General features: G+C 48.5%; 16 protein-coding genes. 1 reads left to right on the top strand and 15 read right to left on the bottom strand.

The window, feature by feature from the left end; all coding sequences use genetic code 11:
* The first annotated feature begins 128 nt into the window (after window positions 1-128).
* Window positions 129-671 carry a hypothetical protein gene (locus tag FN124_RS13335; protein ID WP_142685200.1) on the top strand — a complete coding sequence of 181 codons (543 nt, stop codon included), beginning with the start codon at window positions 129-131 and terminating at the stop codon, window positions 669-671.
* Window positions 672-721: 50 nt separating this feature from the next.
* Here FN124_RS13335 and FN124_RS13330 read toward each other — a convergent pair whose 3' ends face one another.
* The 15 genes from FN124_RS13330 to FN124_RS13260 all read right to left on the bottom strand — a co-directional run bounded on the left by FN124_RS13330 (window position 722) and on the right by FN124_RS13260 (window position 16,402).
* Window positions 722-2,137 carry a GDSL-type esterase/lipase family protein gene (locus FN124_RS13330; protein WP_142685199.1) on the bottom strand — a complete coding sequence of 472 codons (1,416 nt, stop codon included), beginning with the start codon at window positions 2,135-2,137 and terminating at the stop codon, window positions 722-724.
* 52 nt (window positions 2,138-2,189) lie between these two features.
* Window positions 2,190-2,576, bottom strand: a complete 387-nt coding sequence (locus FN124_RS13325; RefSeq protein WP_142685198.1) for a GntR family transcriptional regulator — start codon at window positions 2,574-2,576, stop codon at window positions 2,190-2,192.
* A 46-nt stretch (window positions 2,577-2,622) separates the two neighbouring features.
* Complete coding sequence (locus FN124_RS13320; RefSeq protein WP_142685197.1) at window positions 2,623-4,797, bottom strand: c-type cytochrome domain-containing protein; 2,175 nt, start codon at window positions 4,795-4,797, stop codon at window positions 2,623-2,625.
* Window positions 4,797-5,822 carry an NHL repeat-containing protein gene (locus FN124_RS13315; protein ID WP_142685196.1) on the bottom strand — a complete coding sequence of 342 codons (1,026 nt, stop codon included), beginning with the start codon at window positions 5,820-5,822 and terminating at the stop codon, window positions 4,797-4,799. Before FN124_RS13315 ends, FN124_RS13320 begins: the two co-directional genes overlap by 1 nt.
* A gap of 15 nt (window positions 5,823-5,837) precedes the next feature.
* A complete protein-coding gene (locus FN124_RS13310; protein WP_142685195.1) occupies window positions 5,838-7,292 on the bottom strand; it encodes a DUF1501 domain-containing protein in 1,455 nt (484 codons plus the stop codon).
* Between the two features lie 30 nt (window positions 7,293-7,322).
* A complete protein-coding gene (locus tag FN124_RS13305) occupies window positions 7,323-9,641 on the bottom strand; it encodes a PSD1 and planctomycete cytochrome C domain-containing protein (RefSeq protein ID WP_142685194.1) in 2,319 nt (772 codons plus the stop codon).
* A 264-nt stretch (window positions 9,642-9,905) separates the two neighbouring features.
* Entirely contained in the window at window positions 9,906-10,202 is a 297-nt protein-coding gene (locus FN124_RS13300; RefSeq protein WP_142685193.1) for a hypothetical protein, read from the bottom strand.
* Window positions 10,203-10,766 carry a 4'-phosphopantetheinyl transferase family protein gene (locus FN124_RS13295; RefSeq protein ID WP_142685192.1) on the bottom strand — a complete coding sequence of 188 codons (564 nt, stop codon included), beginning with the start codon at window positions 10,764-10,766 and terminating at the stop codon, window positions 10,203-10,205. It abuts the gene before it with no gap.
* Window positions 10,763-11,017: an acyl carrier protein gene (locus tag FN124_RS13290; protein ID WP_142685191.1), complete on the bottom strand. Its 255-nt coding sequence runs from the start codon at window positions 11,015-11,017 to the stop codon at window positions 10,763-10,765. Before FN124_RS13290 ends, FN124_RS13295 begins: the two co-directional genes overlap by 4 nt.
* A gap of 10 nt (window positions 11,018-11,027) precedes the next feature.
* The gene (locus FN124_RS13285) at window positions 11,028-12,302 is read right to left on the bottom strand and encodes a beta-ketoacyl-[acyl-carrier-protein] synthase family protein (RefSeq protein WP_142685190.1); all 1,275 of its coding nucleotides are present in this window, start codon (window positions 12,300-12,302) and stop codon (window positions 11,028-11,030) included.
* A 2-nt stretch (window positions 12,303-12,304) separates the two neighbouring features.
* The gene (locus FN124_RS13280) at window positions 12,305-12,742 is read right to left on the bottom strand and encodes a 3-hydroxyacyl-ACP dehydratase FabZ family protein (RefSeq protein ID WP_142685189.1); all 438 of its coding nucleotides are present in this window, start codon (window positions 12,740-12,742) and stop codon (window positions 12,305-12,307) included.
* Window positions 12,743-12,745: 3 nt separating this feature from the next.
* The gene (locus FN124_RS13275) at window positions 12,746-13,519 is read right to left on the bottom strand and encodes an SDR family oxidoreductase (RefSeq protein WP_142685188.1); all 774 of its coding nucleotides are present in this window, start codon (window positions 13,517-13,519) and stop codon (window positions 12,746-12,748) included.
* Window positions 13,513-14,565 carry a type III polyketide synthase gene (locus FN124_RS13270; protein ID WP_142685187.1) on the bottom strand — a complete coding sequence of 351 codons (1,053 nt, stop codon included), beginning with the start codon at window positions 14,563-14,565 and terminating at the stop codon, window positions 13,513-13,515. Before FN124_RS13270 ends, FN124_RS13275 begins: the two co-directional genes overlap by 7 nt.
* Window positions 14,562-15,272 carry a methyltransferase domain-containing protein gene (locus tag FN124_RS13265; protein ID WP_142685186.1) on the bottom strand — a complete coding sequence of 237 codons (711 nt, stop codon included), beginning with the start codon at window positions 15,270-15,272 and terminating at the stop codon, window positions 14,562-14,564. Before FN124_RS13265 ends, FN124_RS13270 begins: the two co-directional genes overlap by 4 nt.
* A complete protein-coding gene (locus tag FN124_RS13260) occupies window positions 15,263-16,402 on the bottom strand; it encodes an NAD(P)/FAD-dependent oxidoreductase (protein WP_142685185.1) in 1,140 nt (379 codons plus the stop codon). Before FN124_RS13260 ends, FN124_RS13265 begins: the two co-directional genes overlap by 10 nt.
* Window positions 16,403-16,580 lie beyond the last annotated feature (178 nt).

Here is a 16,580-nt window from a genome sequence, read left to right as displayed (position 1 = left end):
GGATTTTGTCTGACGCGGATTTTAACTGATTTTTATCATATTCCGGAAAAAAATTTCCAGTTATTTTTGCTAAATTAAAGTAACACCAAAACACCTGGACTATGCAATACTGTAGCAGAATTTTTTACATGATCTGCTTATTGATGTGCATCAATATAGCAGCAGACGCGCAAAAGAAAATCACGGGTATTTACAGCACTATGGACGATTACCTGTCTGGCCGGCTGAGTTACACCAAAGACAACGGCAATAAAGCGCCCAGGCTTCATTTGTACACACTGGCGCCAAAAAGTCACGTCACCCTTCAGCACAATGGCAAAGAAATTCACATCAACAAAAATGAAATATTTGCTTATCAGCTGACAAATGGCGATGTATACCGGGTAGAAGGTAATCATAGTTACCAGATACTGAATAAAAACCCGCAATTATTGCTCTATAAGAGAAAAATACCCACTTCTCCCAAAGCAGGCCCGGAAGATCAGTACAAAACATACTTCTCCGCTTCCAATGGGAAAATACAAACACTGACAGCCTGGAATGTAAAACAGGCCTTCCCTGCCCATGAAACTCTGGCAGATAAGATGGACGCCCTGTTTAAACGGGATGCGGAACTGCTTACCTACGACAGGTTCCGTGGCATGTATAAACTGGAATGGCTGGTAAAATAAATAATTAAAGCAAAACGCCTTCGTCTGATGACCGAAGGCGTTTTACTTTATTACTTTGCCGCTTTAAGAATAAAATCCACTATGGGTGTGGGATCGGGGAAACTGTGCGGATGATGTGCGAAACCCGGTTTATGCATCACCGTTATATTCCCTTTCAGCGCCTTTATTTTCGCTTCAAAAGGTAGCGTGTTCTCCCCCGGAGGCACGTCTGTATCCGCATCCGCCAGTACATGCAGCATAGGATACCCCCCTTTCACAATTTCTTTCGTTTTGTATAACGGGCTTCCTTTAAAGTTTATCGCAGCACTGTCGGACGTAAACCCATAATCCTTCCTGAAAGTTTCCCATTCATCCCGTTTGGACAATTGCTTTCTGAACTGGCTTCCCGGCCAGCTGCACAGGTCTAACACTGGATTATCTACATACACCGCCGCTACTTTGTCCGGGTTTTCAGCCGCCCAGTTGTATACATATACCGCTCCCCTGCTCATGCCTTCCATTACTGCTTTCCGCGACAAACCGGCTTTATGTAGCAGCGAATAATAGCCATTCCATAATTGTACAGCTTCCCTGTTGCCAAATAACTCAGCTACGTCGCAATACACTACATGATAACCTCTTTCCAGCAAGGCGATATCTGTTTGCGGCTCATGGCCCCAGAAACGTGCACGCCAGATCCACGGGTGACCCACAGCTGCAAATTTTGGCGCTACCACTTTACAGGCACGGCCCCTGAAATCAAAATCCGCACAGCGGTAACCGTAAAAGGAAGATATTTTTTTATTACCCGGTAGACGAGTGATAAGGTCAAAAGCAGTATCCCTCACCGGCTGCAGCACTTCAAAAAGTGTTTTGGCCATCAGCGTAGTGCCTTCCAGTTCAGGGTGAATACCGTCCGGCATCAGCCCCGGCTTACCAATCAACAGCGCGTTCAAATTTACCAGCTCCACCTGTTCATCATAAGCTACCTGTCTTACTTTAGGTAAGATCCGTTCCCTGATCACCGGGTCCCAGATCTGCGTGGTGTCTTTTACAAATGAAACAACCGGCTGCAACAGCAGGATACGCGGATGTGAAGGCAGGGCCCGGAGCATATGGATCATATCGCGGTAGTCCGCTTCATACTCATCAAGATGCACCCGGTTCACCAGCTTGCTGTCGTTCCCTCCGAGGTCAATCAGCACAATGTCCGGATTACTTGCCAGCGCTGCCTTAAACTGCTGGGTGCTCCGGTAAGGATAATCACCCTTTTTCAGCAAAGTGGTGCTGCTTACGCCATAATTGGTCACCTCGTAACCTGGCCCCAGCAACCTTCCCAGCTGGGCCGGGTAAGATTCCGTTTCAGGATGCTGCAACCGGGCGCCCGCGCAGATGCTTGCTCCCAGGCAGGCAATCTTTACCCGTTGCGCAAATGATGGCAGATGATAAAAAAAGAGAAGAAATAAGATAAGATACCTGGACCTCATACATAGCAATTAAACGTGGAATAATGAGGCGTTAAGATAATATTTACTTTTGTTATTCCACAGATCCTGTTACAGCTGTTGCAGCAACAGCTGGGGCGCCGGGTGCTGCTACGTTGAATTTTGAAATGGCGCTGCGTTTAAGATTCCGGGAAGTGATAACCGCCAGGTTATTCCTGAACACAGGATCCCCTACTATTGGAGTGGCAGTCCCTTTGCCGGTGGCGGGGCGGGCGCTTACATAGTAGCCGGAACGGGGAGCGCTTTCCACCAGCCCTCTTAACAATAGTTCATCGTATTCGCTCTGTATGGTGCTCAGGCTGGTCCGGTATTGCTGTTTTAATGTTCTCACTGAAGGTAACCGGTGACCAGGTAAATACTGGCCACCGGTGATCTTACTTTCAATGTTCGCTGCTATTTCTTCGTATTTATATTGTTTCATCTGTTTATCCGCTGTTAACCCTTTAAAAGCAGGCGAATTTTAACATCTAATTAAACAACACCTCATCTGCAAATACCCATCCCCTGTTTCCTTTTCCAGGATGCCAGCCGGGTATTTTCAGCAATGGATCCAGCACCAGTTTCACGCAGGAAACATGCGTAACGGGGAAAGTTCCCGCTACTTCCATGGCGGCGGCAGGATCATCTTTTTTCCCTGCTGCAGGAATAATTCTTTTTAACAGTTTCAGGTGTTGCGCATCCGGGCCACCCCATATTTCCAGTTTGGCTGGAGGGAAAATATACCCGTTAATATTTCTTAAGATGCCTACCGAAACTGATTGCAGGGGCACGGGCTGTTTAAACAGCAACATAGCTATCATCGGCTCTTTTACATAACCCAGCCATTTCTGGTTGCCCTGGTCTGTACCGCCTTTCTGCCCGTCGCATAAAGTTTTGGCGCCGGAACCGGCGTAGCTTCCATCCGGTTGTGTAAGCAACACCACACTATCGGGCGTATACGCAGATTTATAAAAATTGAACTGCACCGGGTCGCTCGCATACCAGCCTTTTTTACAGGCAATAGCGCGGATAGTGGTATTGTCCTGCAGCAGGAGGCTGTCTTTAAACAGTGGGGAGCTCACGCTGTCTGGCACAGATCCATCAGTGGTGTAGCGGATCTCCACTCCTTTAACAGGGTGCTTCAGCAACAGTTGTGCAGTACTGCGAAAAACCGGTGAAGTGTTTGCCAGCAAAGGCTGGTTCAGTTTCAGCGATTCTTTACCATCATCTTTAAATCCTTTGATAATAGCTACCTGTTTAAATGCAGCAGGCAGCTGATCCAGTTCTGCTGCACTAAGCGATGTGTTCCACAGGTACAGCTCCTTCAGTGCAGGCGCAGCTTTCAAAGCCAGCAACTGCTGAAAGGTAACGGGTGTACCCGACAGGGAAAGGCTTTCCAGGTGCGGCAGCTTTGCCAGGGCCGACAGCGTTTGTCCCTTTACGTTAGTAAAGCTGAGGTTCAGCACCCGCAGCTCAGGGAACTGTGCAATGATATTCAGATCAGCATCCTGTACCGGCATTTTCTGCAGGTGCATTTCTATGATCTGTTTTTTCAGCGGCAGTAATTCTTCGATCGACTTACTATTGAACTGGTCTTTATTATAGCAGTTCACCACCAGTGGCGCTGCATTCAGCGCTACTGGGTAGATAACGCGGTAATTGTTGTTCAGCTTTTGTACCAGTTTTTCATCTGCCGCAGCAAAATGATACACAGGAGCGGCCGAGGGGCCAGGCTGCAATATGGCAGTTGCCAGCAGCCGCAGGCTGTCGTGCGCCGGCAATGCAGCTACTTTCATTTTGAAATCGGCGCCGCCTTTGATCCAGTAATAGAGAAGGTCCGCCTCTTCCGGGGTGAGCTGTGGTTTGCCGGCAGGCGGCATATGTTTTTTTGCATCCAGCGGTAAATGAAGCCTTTCCATTAAGAGGCTCATTTCCGGTTTTCCGGCTACAAACAACTTACCGCTTTTTCCGCCTTTCAGCAATTGGGCTGGCAGTTCCATTGCCAGTTCTCCTTTCGCTTTACCTGCGTTATGGCAGTTCATACATTTTTCTTCCAGTACCGGTTTCACAAGATGTTCATATACCAGCGCCTGGTCAAAAGGCACCTGTGGCCCTTTGCCTGCAGGCGTTACAGGCGCCAGTACAAAATTTTCGCCATGCGTGATGTCGGCTCCGAAGTGCCCGGTGATCACCAGCAAAACGGTTGTGATGAGCACGCCGCCTTTCTGCAATACAGGCCGGTTTATTGGCGACTGGCCCAGCCAGAATAATAAAGAAGCCAGCCAGCACATACTTACGCCGCTCCATTTATGCCATTGTAAAGTGCCGCTGCCGTTATATCCTTCTTCACCTGATAAGAACAATCCCATTATAACGGTAACGGCTGCACTGAGCGCACCGGCAAGCAATAATGCACCGGCCAGCTGCTGTTTCCATGCTTCTGCTGCCGGCTCACGTAAACGGATAAACGTTAATACGCCCGCTACCAGGATCAGTACAATGGGAAAATGCAGCAACAAGGGATGCATCCTGCCCAGCACCTGTAACCAGGGTGGTAATACTACCCGGTTGCCAAAGATCAGTAGGAAAAGGATAAAAATATTGCCGGCAAATAACAGGCTACCGCCTGCGCTTTGCCACCTGGATGGCTGTTTCACGGTCATTATACCCTCCTGAGTTTATATGGATACACTTTCCCGGAAGCCCATTGCGCTACATACAGATTTTCATCGTCGTCCACACATACATCATGCGGGTGCACAAATATTTTTTCTGCCTGTTGCATAGGCTGCAGTTTCCCGTTGGTATACACCGGTGCGGTGCCGCCAATATTGGATACTACCTTATTGTCTTTATCCAGTATGGTTACAAAGCCGCTTGCGTTTGCATCCATATTGGGAGATCGTAACACGGCTGCATACAGGTGATCTCCTTTTATCACAGCGCGGCATACGCATGCACCGGGCAGGGCTATTACTTCCTGTAACTGCCCGTCGAGGCTGAAGCGTTTAAAGCAATTCCTTGTTCTATCGGTAACAATAAGCGTAGGCGTGCCTTTGCGACGGTCTACCACGATACCGTGGGCATTGTCCAGGTGTTCATCTCCCTGACCCCTTCCTCCAAAATATCCCAGCAGCTTTCCATTGCGGTCATAGCGCATTACATATTGTGCGCCATATCCATCTGCAATATAAAAATCACCGTTATCTGCTACTGTGGTTTCCGTAGGTACAAATTCCTCCTTCTTTTTATATACGCCTGTTTCAGCGGGATAGTCAATAGTGAGCAGGATCTTACCATCCATAGTGGTTTTGTATACCTGGTGTTTTTCGGTATCTGTGATGAAAAGATACTCGGTACCGTTTTCATTGCTCAGCGTAAGCCCGTGTGCACCGGGGAATTCATGGCCCCAGTTATCCAGCAGTTTGCCCGACTTATTATAAACAAGGATATTATTCTTTGTTTCGTTGGTAAGCAGGATGATGCGACCTTTTTTGTCCTGCACCATCTCATGGCAGTCTTTCACAGGGTAACGGCTGCTGTCGAGCGTGCCCCATTTGGTGTCCAGTACATAGCGCATACCATTATGCCCGTATACCGGTCCTTTGGGTTTGGCAAAAAGATCGCGGGAAATATAAAACGAGGCAGCTACTAACGCCGACGACTGTATGAATTTTCTTCTTTCCATTATAACAATATTTTATCAGGCCATTAATCCGGGGATTACCTTACCGGCTACGTCTGTAAGACGATAACGGCGACCCTGGTGTTTGAAAGTTAATTTTTCGTGGTCCAGTCCCATCAGGTGTAAGATGGTAGCATGGAAATCGTGCACATGCACCGGGTCTTTTACGATATTATACCCGAATTCGTCGGTTTCCCCGTAAACGATACCAGGCTTAACACCGCCACCGGCCATCCAGATGGAGAAGCAGCGGGGATGATGATCGCGGCCGTAATTATCGGCGGTCATCTTACCCTGGCAATAATTGGTTCTTCCGAATTCACCACCCCATATCACCAGTGTTTCATCCAGCAGGCCACGTTGCTTCAGATCGGTGATCAGCGCTGCAGAAGCACGGTCCACATCCTTTGCCTGCCCTGCCATTTCATTGGGCAGGTTGCCATGCTGATCCCATCCCTGGTGGTACAGCTGGATGAAGCGTACGCCGCTTTCAGAAAGCTTCCTGGACAACAGGCAGTTTGCCGCAAAAGTGCCGGGCACCAGGCAATCCGGTCCATACAGCTTAATGATATCATCTGATTCCCTGGAGAGATCAGTAAGTTCGGGTACAGCAGTTTGCATACGGTAAGCCATTTCATACTGCTGTATCTTGGTATTGATTTCAGGATCGCCAAATTCCTTATACGACTGATCGTTCAACGCGGCCAGCTGGTCCAGCATCTGGCGGCGGTTGGCCATATCAATGCCTTCCGGGTTATTCAGGTACAGCACCGGGCTTTCGCCGCTGCTGAACTGAACGCCCTGGTGGATGCTATCCAGGAATCCATTGGACCATAATTTGGAATATACCCCCTGCCCGTTTCCCTTACCTCTCGACAACAACACGCAGAAGGCAGGCAGGTTCTTATTTTCACTGCCCAGTCCATAGCTCATCCAGGAGCCAAAACTGGCGCGATTGCCCTGCTGGGCCCCTGTCTGGAAAAAGGTGAGCGCGGGATCATGGTTAATGGCTTCCGTGAACATAGAGCGCACAATGCAGATGTCGTCCACAATTCCTGCCGTGTGAGGAAACAGATCGCTGATCCAGGCGCGGGCTTCGCCATACTGTTTGAAATCGAAGTGCGAGCCTACCAGCGGGAACGACGACTGCCCCGAGGTCATTCCAGTTAAGCGCTGTCCCATACGGATAGATGCAGGCAGCTCCTGCCCCATCATTTCCCGCAGCTTGGGTTTATAGTCGAAGCTTTCCAATTGGGATGGCGCCCCGTTCTGAAACAGGTAGATGACCCTTTTGGCCTTGGGTGCGAAGTGCGGCATGCCCGGGATAAAGGGTGCTTCTTCCCCGCTGCTTTTTCCAAAAAGATCGGGAACCAGCAATGAGCCCAGCGCCAGGCTGCCCACGCCTAAACTCAGGCGGGACAGGAACTTGCGTCGGTTCATGTTCAGGTGATGTTCTATGAATTCGTTTTTCATCGGCCATTATTATGCGTGACTTTACGATCGTTATGTTTTTGAAAGTGTTTCTTCCATGTTATAAATGGTGGTGATCACCTGCATCATGGCAGCCCATGAAGCATTGTCCAGGTGCTCTGCCATCGGGTACTCACCATGTTTCAGCAGCTTCACCGCATTATCAGGTTGCTGTTTATACAGTTGTTGTTGCTGATCATAATATTTCTGCAGCAAATCAACTTCACGTTTCTGCGGTGTGCGGCAAACAATTAAACGGAATGCCTTTGTTATGTTGCTGGTAGTATTGTTATCCTTTTGCATAAGGCGGGAAGCCAATACCCTGGAGGCTTCCAGCACAGTGGGATCATTGAGCATGATGAGCGCCTGCAGGGGCGTATTGGTACTGGCGCGCTTTACTTCGCACTGATCGCGGTTGCTTGCATCAAAGATCATCATGGATGGTGGCGGCACGGTGCGTTTAATAAACGTATACAACCCTCTGCGGTAAAGGCTTTTGCCATGATCCTGCCGGTAAGTGGCCAGGATGCCCCTGCCGGAGGTGGCCATTTCCCAAAGGCCTTTGGGCTGGTAGGGCTTTACACTTGGGCCCCCGATTTCAGGTACCAGCAAACCGCTGCTTTTCAGCACCAGGTCGCGCACACCTTCCGCTGTAAGGCGGAACCGTGGCCCACGGGAGAGATAAATATTTTCAGGATCTGCTTTCAGTTTCTCTTTAGAGATAGTGGCCGACTGCCGGTAGGTGGTAGTCATCACTATCTGTTTCATGAGCCGTTTAATATTCCAGCCATGCCGCATAAAATCAACTGCCAGCCAGTCGAGCAGCTGGGGATTACTTGGCAGATCGCCCTGCATGCCGAAATCGCCGGTACTTTTCACGATGCCCCTGCCGAATATTTCCTGCCATTGCTGGTTCACAAAAACCCTTGCGGTGAGCGGGTTCCGTTTATCGAACAACCAGCCCGCCAATCCGAGGCGGTTAGCCGGGTACTGCTTTATATCAAACGGCAATACGGCGTGCGGTGTTTCGGGCTGTACTTCCAGCGTGGGGTTATCATAGTTACCACGGCCAAGGATATACGTTTTCCGCGTAGTATCCTTCTCGCCCATTACAGATACGATGAGGCGGTTGGTATCCTGTTTGTTGATGAAGCTGAGCACTCCTTTGAGATCTTCTTTGGTGATCTCCATATAAGGCGTTTTGGCGTAGGTTTCGGGGCCGCCCACCACAGATTGCAGGCCTACTTCCTTTACATTGTTGAAGAAGGCAAACAGCTCATAATATTCTTTTTGTGAGAAAGGATCATATTTATGATCATGACAATGCGCGCATTCTATCGTGATGCCCAACATACTTTTTCCAAAGGTATTGGTACGGTCTGTTACATATTCTATGCGGTATTCTTCATCTATTACGCCGCCTTCTTCCGTGATCTTGTGATTACGGTTAAAGCCGGAGGCCAGTAGTTGTTCGCGGGTGGCGCCGGGGATCATATCCCCTGCCAGCTGCCAGGTAATAAAATCTTTATAAGACAGGTTTTCATTGAAGGCATGAATCACCCAATCGCGCCAGGGCCACATGGTGCGGTAGTTGTCGTCCTGGTAGCCGTGTGAATCAGCATACCGGGCCACATCCATCCAGTGTACCGCCATTTTTTCCCCATAGGCGCTGTCGGCCAGCAGTTCGTCTACCATACGTTCATACCCTGCGTCGCTGGTATCTTTTGCAAAGCGGTCCATTCTTTCCGGCGACGGCGGCAGACCGGTAAGATCGAGGCAAAGACGTTTCAGCAATCTTTCATGATCTGCTGCAGGATTGGGTTCCAGCCCTTTTTCTTCCATGCGGGCCAATACAAAATAATCTATTTCGTTGCGCGCCCATTTCTCTTTGTTTACTTTGGGCAATGCGGGTGTTACCGGCGCGACAAATGCCCAGTGCGGTTTATATTTTGCGCCTTGTTTGATCCATTTCTCGATCAGCTTTATCTCGTAATTGCTCAGCGCCATATTGGTAGAGGGAGGCGGCATGCGCATAGAGGAGTCTGTGGTGCTGATACGCTGGTACAATACGGAAGCCATCGGGTTGCCGGGCACCAATGCGTGTGCTCCCGGTGTTTCCCGTAGCGCTTTATAGGCGCTATCGGCAATGTCAAGCCGCAGGCCTGCTTCTCGTTTATTGGCATCAGGGCCATGACAGGCAAAGCATTTATCAGATAAAACAGGTCGTATATCAAAATTGTAGTCTACAATTTCAGGTAATTTTTCCTGCTGATTTCCCGGTGCATCGCCATTATTGCACGCGGATAAAAATGCAAGGGAACAGATGGTGAGTCTGACACAACGTTGGAACATAACTTTCAGCAATTAATTGTGCACTGTCTGGTACCGGTTAGCATTTACCGGCAATTACTATAGCTATCTGGTTGTTTAATATTGGTAAAGATCGGGTTTAATCATTCATTATTTAGATAGTATTTTACCGTATGTTGGTATTTTATTACCATTATGTATATACATATCAATGAATTAATCAAGTGGGAGGATTGGAAAGGGAAGTACCTGAAACTGATAATGAGGGTCCGCGCCTGTTAAAAGAAACATCATTAAAATTGCAGCTTAGTCGGCGTAGGCAATTAACCCACTTTGCTTTTCCCTGGCGGCACGCAGCAATAGCAGCAGCTGCTGTACATCGGTATCGGCCTGCAGCGCTGGTTTCATGAGGATGGTATTTTCCAGTTGTTGTATAAGGGTATTGTTCCACCGGAAGTCGGTGTAGTAATCATACTGAGGCGGTATGATCTTCTTTTCTTTTAACAGCCCGAATGTGCGGCTGTCCAGCTCTCCTGCCTGTTCAAGTGATCCGGGGGAGCCTGGTGTTAGTTGTATGTCTGGTATTAAATAGAAGTCTAACATCTATACTTCTTTTAATTTTGCGATCCCGCACCAGGTTCCGTGGTGACTTACAGATACCGGCAAACACCTGCCGTTCTCACGGTGAAGGATATACGGTATTCCCATTTCATCTTTATAAAATAACTCCTTTGCTGAAAGCACCTGCTGCATAAAACCGGTGTAGTTACCGGCCACCTGCACATCTGTATAAACAGCTGTTTCCCGGAGCAGTAGATCACCGGTTGCGGCACAGGTATGGATATAATCATCAGTAACCTGGCTCTGATAATAATAGTTATGATTGTTGTGACAAATGGTACCGGTTATTTCTCCATAAACATGCTCCTGTTCTATACTACAGGTGAACTGTTGCGGGGCATATTTTCTTTCCCGGGTATTGCGGTGCACTATTTTGTAAACGGCTTCCTTACAGCTCCACAGCAGCCAGGTGACCAGCTCCGGTGCAGCCGCTTCGCGGATCATCCTGATTTCACAGGGATGAAACAATTTCTCCAGGAAGCCTTTGCGGTGAGTACGGCTTTCAACGGCAGCAGCCCGGAGATCGATAATGTCGTTGCCGATCATTTTTCACTTAGCTTTGTTTGCACAATATCAAAGGCCGCCTGCACATCCAGCATACGTTCCATCTCTTCATTCTGGATAACGATATCATATTTCTCTTCCACATCCAGTATCACATCTACCAGGTTAGCGGAATTAATTTTGAGATCTTTGATAAAATCAGTGGAAAGATCGATGGTTGCCAGTGCTTCCTGGTTTTTTGCATAGGGCCTCACTATTTCTCTTAACTGCTCAATGAATGTTTCTTTGTCCATGTTAGATTGTTTAAGGTTGCAGGTACTTTTGCAGAATGATACAAGCATTTACATCTCCAAAACCAAAGCTTGCTTTTGCTACTAAATTTATGTCTTTATACAATAGTTGTTCCGGAATTCTTTCCCGGTCTACCAATGCCTGGATATCAGGATGCAGGTCTTCGCAGTTGATATTGGGAGATACAAACCCTTCTTTCAGCTGTAAAGCCACTGCTACCAGTTCAATACTTCCCGAAGCGCTCAAACAGTGACCTACCATGGATTTCAGGGCATTGATATAGGGAAAGTCCTTCCCCTTTCGCTGAAGCGCGGTACACCAGTTCGCTATTTCTTCGGCATCTTTACCGGTGGCCGTAAGGTGACCATTCACCAGGTCAATATCACCCGGCTGCACGCCCGCCTGCTGAAGGGCGGCAACAATACAACGCTGCACGGCTGCAGGGTTGGGGGCCGTCATACTGCCGCCGTTACGCTGCCCGCCGGAGTTGATGTTTCCCCCGAGCACTTCTGCATAAATAACAGCTCCCCGCTCCAGGGCACTATCAAGCGATTCCAGCAACAGCGCTCCTGCCCCGCTGCCGGGAACAATGCCGCTGGCCGTAGCGCTCATGGGCCTGGACCCGGCCTCTGGTTGTTCATTATGTTTAAAGGTGCTTACTTTCATCGCATCGAAGCCTCCCCATATATAAGGGCCGCTATCGGCGGTACTACCGGCCAGCATGCGTTTGGCATACCCGTACTTAATACGTTCGTAGGCCAGCAGCACACTTTCAGCACCGGTGGTACAGGCAGACGAGTTGGTGGTTACCTGGTTGCCCAGTCCCAGCTTACCGCCCAGGAAAGCGCTGATGCCACTGGCCATTGTTTGTGTAACTGCGGTACTGCCCAAACGCCGTACCTGCAAATCATCTACCTTATAAATGGCTTCGCGGAATTTATCCACGCCGGAGGAACCGGCGCCGAAAATGGTACCGCTGTCCCAGTCGGGCGTATCGCCTGTTAACGGTAAGCCTGCATCGGCCCATGCCTGCATGCCGGCTATTACGCCGTAAATAATACCGGAACTGCTCAGCTGTTTTAGTTCCAGTTCTTCAAAATATTGTTGCTGCAAAGTAACAGGCACCTCCGGCATACCTGCAATCTGGCAGGAAAACTTCAGTGCGGCCAGTTGTTCGTCATAACGGATACCGGATCTACCTTTTTTGATCGCTTCGCTGAAAGCCGCTATGCCCGTGCCATTTGGCGCTACTACTCCTAATCCTGTTATGACAACCCTGTTATTCATTTTTATTTTTTGATGATCATGCCTTCTATCGTTCCGTCGCAAACCAATGCGCCGGCAGTATTATATAATTCCACGCGGCACTTCAGTTTATTAAACCGGAAATATATTTTTGTTGCCTTTGCCTTCACTGTTTCACCCGGGGCCACAGGCAGGTAAAAGTCGATATGCGCAGCCGTCATAGCCACCGTGGGTAACTGTTTACGTACCTCATCCTTCAAAAGATAGATACCTAAACAGGCCAGTCCTGTTTGCGCCATTACTTCTGTAAGCAGTACGCCCGGCGTAACGGGGTGCCCTTTAAAATGTCCTTTATAGCAGGGCATATCTGCACGGAATGTAAATATACCTGTTACTTTTTCCTCATCAATATATTCCAGTTCATCCACAAACAGGAAAGGCGGCGCATAGGGTAAATGCTGCAGGATCTCTTCTTTTGTCATACGCTAATGAATATGTGTGCCTCCGTCGACCGGTATTATAGCTCCATTGATCCAGGCGGCTTCGTCCCTGCATAGCAGGTATACTACATTTGCCACGTCTTCCGGTGTGGTGAGCTGCCGGAACGGGTTCTTTTCCCTGCTGTATTCCAGCAATGCGCTGCTGCCGGGAATTTTCCGCAACGATGCCGTATCTGTTACTCCCGCACGGATGCAGTTAGCTCTTATACCGTGCGGTGCAAATTCCAGCGCTATACTCCGGGTAATGGATTCCAGCGCCGCTTTTGCAGCCGATACGGCAGCGTAGTGTTCCATCGCCTTGTAACTGCCATCGCTTGTAAAAGAAAGGATACGTGCATCAGAGGCAAACAGTTGCCTGTGCAGGATATCGACTGCCCATTCATATAAGCTCACACCCATATTCCCGATGGTGGTATTGAAATCATCTGCATCGAGGTGGGGCAAGGCTTTAAGGTTTCCCCTGGCAATACTGTGCAGCAGGCAACGGATGCGGCTTTCGCCCATAGCGGTTTGCAACTGCTGCAGTACCTCTGCACGCTTTTCTGCATTCAGCACATCTGTATTGAATGTGAGCAGCTGTACCCCCATCGCCCTGATCTCTTCAAACTGCCGCCCGATACCAGCCAGCTCCACGCGGGTGTTGCGGTGTACAATACAGAGGTTCATGCCATGCGCCGCGAGTTTACGCGCCGACGCCAATCCCAGCCCGGAACTGCCACCCAATATTAATGCCCAGTATGATGAAAACTCCTTTACCATTGTAATAGTATTCGTTGCGCGGAGAAGCCGGGGCCAAAGCTCAGCATCAGTCCTTTATCGCCTTTGGGTAAGGATTGCTCCATGAACCTTTCCAATACATATAACACCGTAGCGCTTGACATGTTGCCATACTGCCGCAGAATTTCTTTGGTGTCGTCCAGTTTTTTTCCCATACTGCGGAACAGTTCTTCTACCAGGTTGATGATCTTTTTTCCGCCGGGATGAAAGATCAGGTGATCGATATCTGCGATGGTGAGATTATTTTTTGCGAGGAAAGGATGCACAATGTCGCCGAAGTGCGCTTCAATTTTTTCCGGCACTTCAATATCCAGTACCATTTTTAAACCGCTGTTGGAGAGATGGAATCCCATCAGGTATTCCGCATCAAAGAAATGATACATTTCCTCGGCGAGTATTTCGGGACCGTTGTCCTGCTCATGGGAAGAGAGGATAGCACAGGCGGCGCCATCGCCGAAAATAGCCGCACTTACAATATTGGCCATTGAAAAATCATCCAGCTGAAAAGTGGCAGTTGGTGATTCCACGGCTATTACGGCCGCTCTTTTACCGGGGTTTGCTTCCAGCATTTTTTTGGCGTAGATGATCCCGGAAACACCGGCCGCGCAACCCATTTCAGTAACCGGCAGGCGCACAATATCCTGGCGCAGCTGTAAAGCATTGACCAGGTATGCATCCAATGAAGGGATCATGATACCCGTACAGCTTACGGTAATGATATAATCGAGATCTGTTCCTTTCAGCCCGGCTTTCTCCAGCGCGCTTTGCAGGCAGGTACGGCCCAGGGCAATCATCTCCCGCTGGTAGATATTATTTTTTTCTTCAAAAGAAGTTTTTGTAAACACTTCCTCAGGTCCCATAATGGAATAACGTTTATCCACGCCGGCGCCTTCAAATATCTTGATCACCTTGCGGATAAATCTTTCTTCCTGGCCCTGCAGCCATAAGGATAAAAAGGGAATAATTTCGGCGGTAGTTCTTGAGTAAGTCGGTAGTGCTTTGGTGACAGTCTGAATTTTAACGCTCATATTTTATTGATTATCCATTGATACCGGAAGGCCCATTTCCATTTGAGGGAATACTGATCAATATTAAGTTCTGCGGATAAACGCTGTAATTCTTTCTTTTTAAATCCCCGCAGAATAGATACCAGTCCATCTTCCCTCACCATCCTGTTTAAATTGAACACGAAGCATACCAGCTGGAACAGGCGGTAGGCTATGGCGCTGCGGTGAAGGTCGTTGATCACTACTCCCCTGGCAGCCTGCCGGTAAAACATCTTGAGCAGCTCCCGGATCTCCGCTTCTTTAAAATGATGCAAGGTAAGCGTGCATAAAATAATATCATAGCGTTGTTCCCGGAAGGCGGGCCGGGTAATATCCTGGCAATAATACTCAATATGCGGATAATCTTTTGATAAATTCCGTGCATGCGTTACCGTAGCCTGGTTGGCATCAATACCAACCAGTTTTATTTTTCTTCCGGAAGAAAAAGCATCCGACAGCTGCCGCAGCATATCGCCGTTACCACAACCAATATCCGCGATGGTAATTTCCTGCTGCGCCGGGATATCTTTCAGTAAAGCCGCCACCCCTTCGCGGGTGATGCGGTTCCCTCCCAGCAGGAAATTGATCTGTGCAATTTTGTCGAGCGTAGCCTTCAGCAAATCTCCTTCCATGTTGAAATCGTCCATAATTTCAGCAGCATGGCTCCGGTGCCTTGTATCTACACGCATTCCGGTATTGCATTTAACGGTTTGCCATGGGTGCGCCTGATAATCCCGGGCAGCAGGCCGGGGAAGAGGATCAGTCCCTTCATCATAGTGGCAGAAAGCTTTTCATTACGGAACAACCGGGATAATACGCGGCCGGTGCGCATCCGGCCACTGAACATTTTATTCCAGTCTTTTATATATTGCTGTTCCATCTGCAAACGGTTACCTGCCGGCGATGAAAAATACGCCAGCACTTTTTCTGCCGCTATCCGGGCGCTTTGTATAGCCATTGCCATACCATTACCGCACAACGGGTGAATAAGACCGGCGGTATCGCCGATCATCAGGATATGATTCAATACTTTTTCCTTATCGGTAAAAGACACCTGGCTGATAGTTAAAGGTTTATCGAACAAGGGTGTGCTGTTTTCAAAAATGTCCTTTAAATGCTGGTTGCGATACAGCACCTGTTCCCGGTGTGATTCTATCTGCTTAAAATGCTTAAAGCTCTCGTAACTCACCAGGTAGCAGATGTTTAGGATATCATCTTCTACTTTTGATACCCCGCAATAGCCTCCGTCGAAGTTATGGAGGCCCACCATATCGGCGGGGAAGCTGCCGCGGTAATGCGATTTCACTGCCAGCCAGGGAGATTTTTCATTAAAGAAAGGACGGGAAAGCTTCCCATCGAGCGCCGCTCTTTTGCCATAGGCCCCCAGCACCACAGGTGCGGAAAAAACGCCATAGCCGTTGGTGTCAATGAAAAAACGGTCGTTCTCAAAAAACACATTGGTCACCGTGTCTTCAATTAATTCCACACCATTTGCGATCATCTTCTGCATCAGGAACTGGTCGAAGGTATAACGGCTTACCCCAAAACCTCCCAATGGCAGCGCTGTTTCCAGCGTTTTCCCGTAGTGGTCTGAAATAATTAACCGGTTGATCCGGGAAGGCTGTAATACCGAAGGGTCCGCATCCAGCGACTGCAGATATGGTAATACTTCGTTGGAAACATATTCCCCACATACTTTGTGTGAAGGATATTTGCTTTTCTCGATTACGGTTACCTGTAATCCTGCTTTCGATAAATGAATAGCGCTGGTGAGGCCCGACAGGCCTCCTCCTATAATAATGACATCTCTGGAACCCATACCCCTATGGTTAAAACAATAACAAGCTCCGACACAAGGAAGGAGCCCATCCCAATATAGCAAATTTATGGCCGAAATCAGTTTCATTAAGACCAGAATATTCTTTATGAATCATAGGTTTATAAAACTTAACATTGGCAATATTATTTAATTGTTAATTTTGAATATAAACATTTTT

It is taken from the genome of Chitinophaga polysaccharea (assembly GCF_902150045.1).
Lineage (GTDB): Bacteria > Bacteroidota > Bacteroidia > Chitinophagales > Chitinophagaceae > Chitinophaga > Chitinophaga polysaccharea_A.
Note: the sequence above shows the minus strand (reverse complement) of the source record. Positions and strands in the feature narration are given on the sequence as shown.

What these genes read in the sequence shown, in the direction of transcription:
- FN124_RS13295 (WP_142685192.1), bottom strand. Translation starts at nt 10,766, where the DNA reads ATGATCGGCAACGACATTATCGATCTCCGGGCTGCTGCCGTTGAAAGC.
- FN124_RS13285 (WP_142685190.1), bottom strand. Translation starts at nt 12,302, where the DNA reads ATGAATAACAGGGTTGTCATAACAGGATTAGGAGTAGTAGCGCCAAAT.
- FN124_RS13280 (WP_142685189.1), bottom strand. Translation starts at nt 12,742, where the DNA reads ATGACAAAAGAAGAGATCCTGCAGCATTTACCCTATGCGCCGCCTTTC.
- FN124_RS13265 (WP_142685186.1), bottom strand. Translation starts at nt 15,272, where the DNA reads ATGCGTGTAGATACAAGGCACCGGAGCCATGCTGCTGAAATTATGGAC.
- FN124_RS13315 (WP_142685196.1), bottom strand. Translation starts at nt 5,822, where the DNA reads ATGGAAAGAAGAAAATTCATACAGTCGTCGGCGTTAGTAGCTGCCTCG.
- FN124_RS13305 (WP_142685194.1), bottom strand. Translation starts at nt 9,641, where the DNA reads ATGTTCCAACGTTGTGTCAGACTCACCATCTGTTCCCTTGCATTTTTA.
- FN124_RS13330 (WP_142685199.1), bottom strand. Translation starts at nt 2,137, where the DNA reads ATGAGGTCCAGGTATCTTATCTTATTTCTTCTCTTTTTTTATCATCTG.
- FN124_RS13270 (WP_142685187.1), bottom strand. Translation starts at nt 14,565, where the DNA reads ATGAGCGTTAAAATTCAGACTGTCACCAAAGCACTACCGACTTACTCA.
- FN124_RS13325 (WP_142685198.1), bottom strand. Translation starts at nt 2,576, where the DNA reads ATGAAACAATATAAATACGAAGAAATAGCAGCGAACATTGAAAGTAAG.
- FN124_RS13335 (WP_142685200.1), top strand. Translation starts at nt 129, where the DNA reads ATGATCTGCTTATTGATGTGCATCAATATAGCAGCAGACGCGCAAAAG.
- FN124_RS13290 (WP_142685191.1), bottom strand. Translation starts at nt 11,017, where the DNA reads ATGGACAAAGAAACATTCATTGAGCAGTTAAGAGAAATAGTGAGGCCC.
- FN124_RS13300 (WP_142685193.1), bottom strand. Translation starts at nt 10,202, where the DNA reads ATGTTAGACTTCTATTTAATACCAGACATACAACTAACACCAGGCTCC.
- FN124_RS13275 (WP_142685188.1), bottom strand. Translation starts at nt 13,519, where the DNA reads ATGGTAAAGGAGTTTTCATCATACTGGGCATTAATATTGGGTGGCAGT.
- FN124_RS13260 (WP_142685185.1), bottom strand. Translation starts at nt 16,402, where the DNA reads ATGGGTTCCAGAGATGTCATTATTATAGGAGGAGGCCTGTCGGGCCTC.
- FN124_RS13310 (WP_142685195.1), bottom strand. Translation starts at nt 7,292, where the DNA reads ATGAAAAACGAATTCATAGAACATCACCTGAACATGAACCGACGCAAG.
- FN124_RS13320 (WP_142685197.1), bottom strand. Translation starts at nt 4,797, where the DNA reads ATGACCGTGAAACAGCCATCCAGGTGGCAAAGCGCAGGCGGTAGCCTG.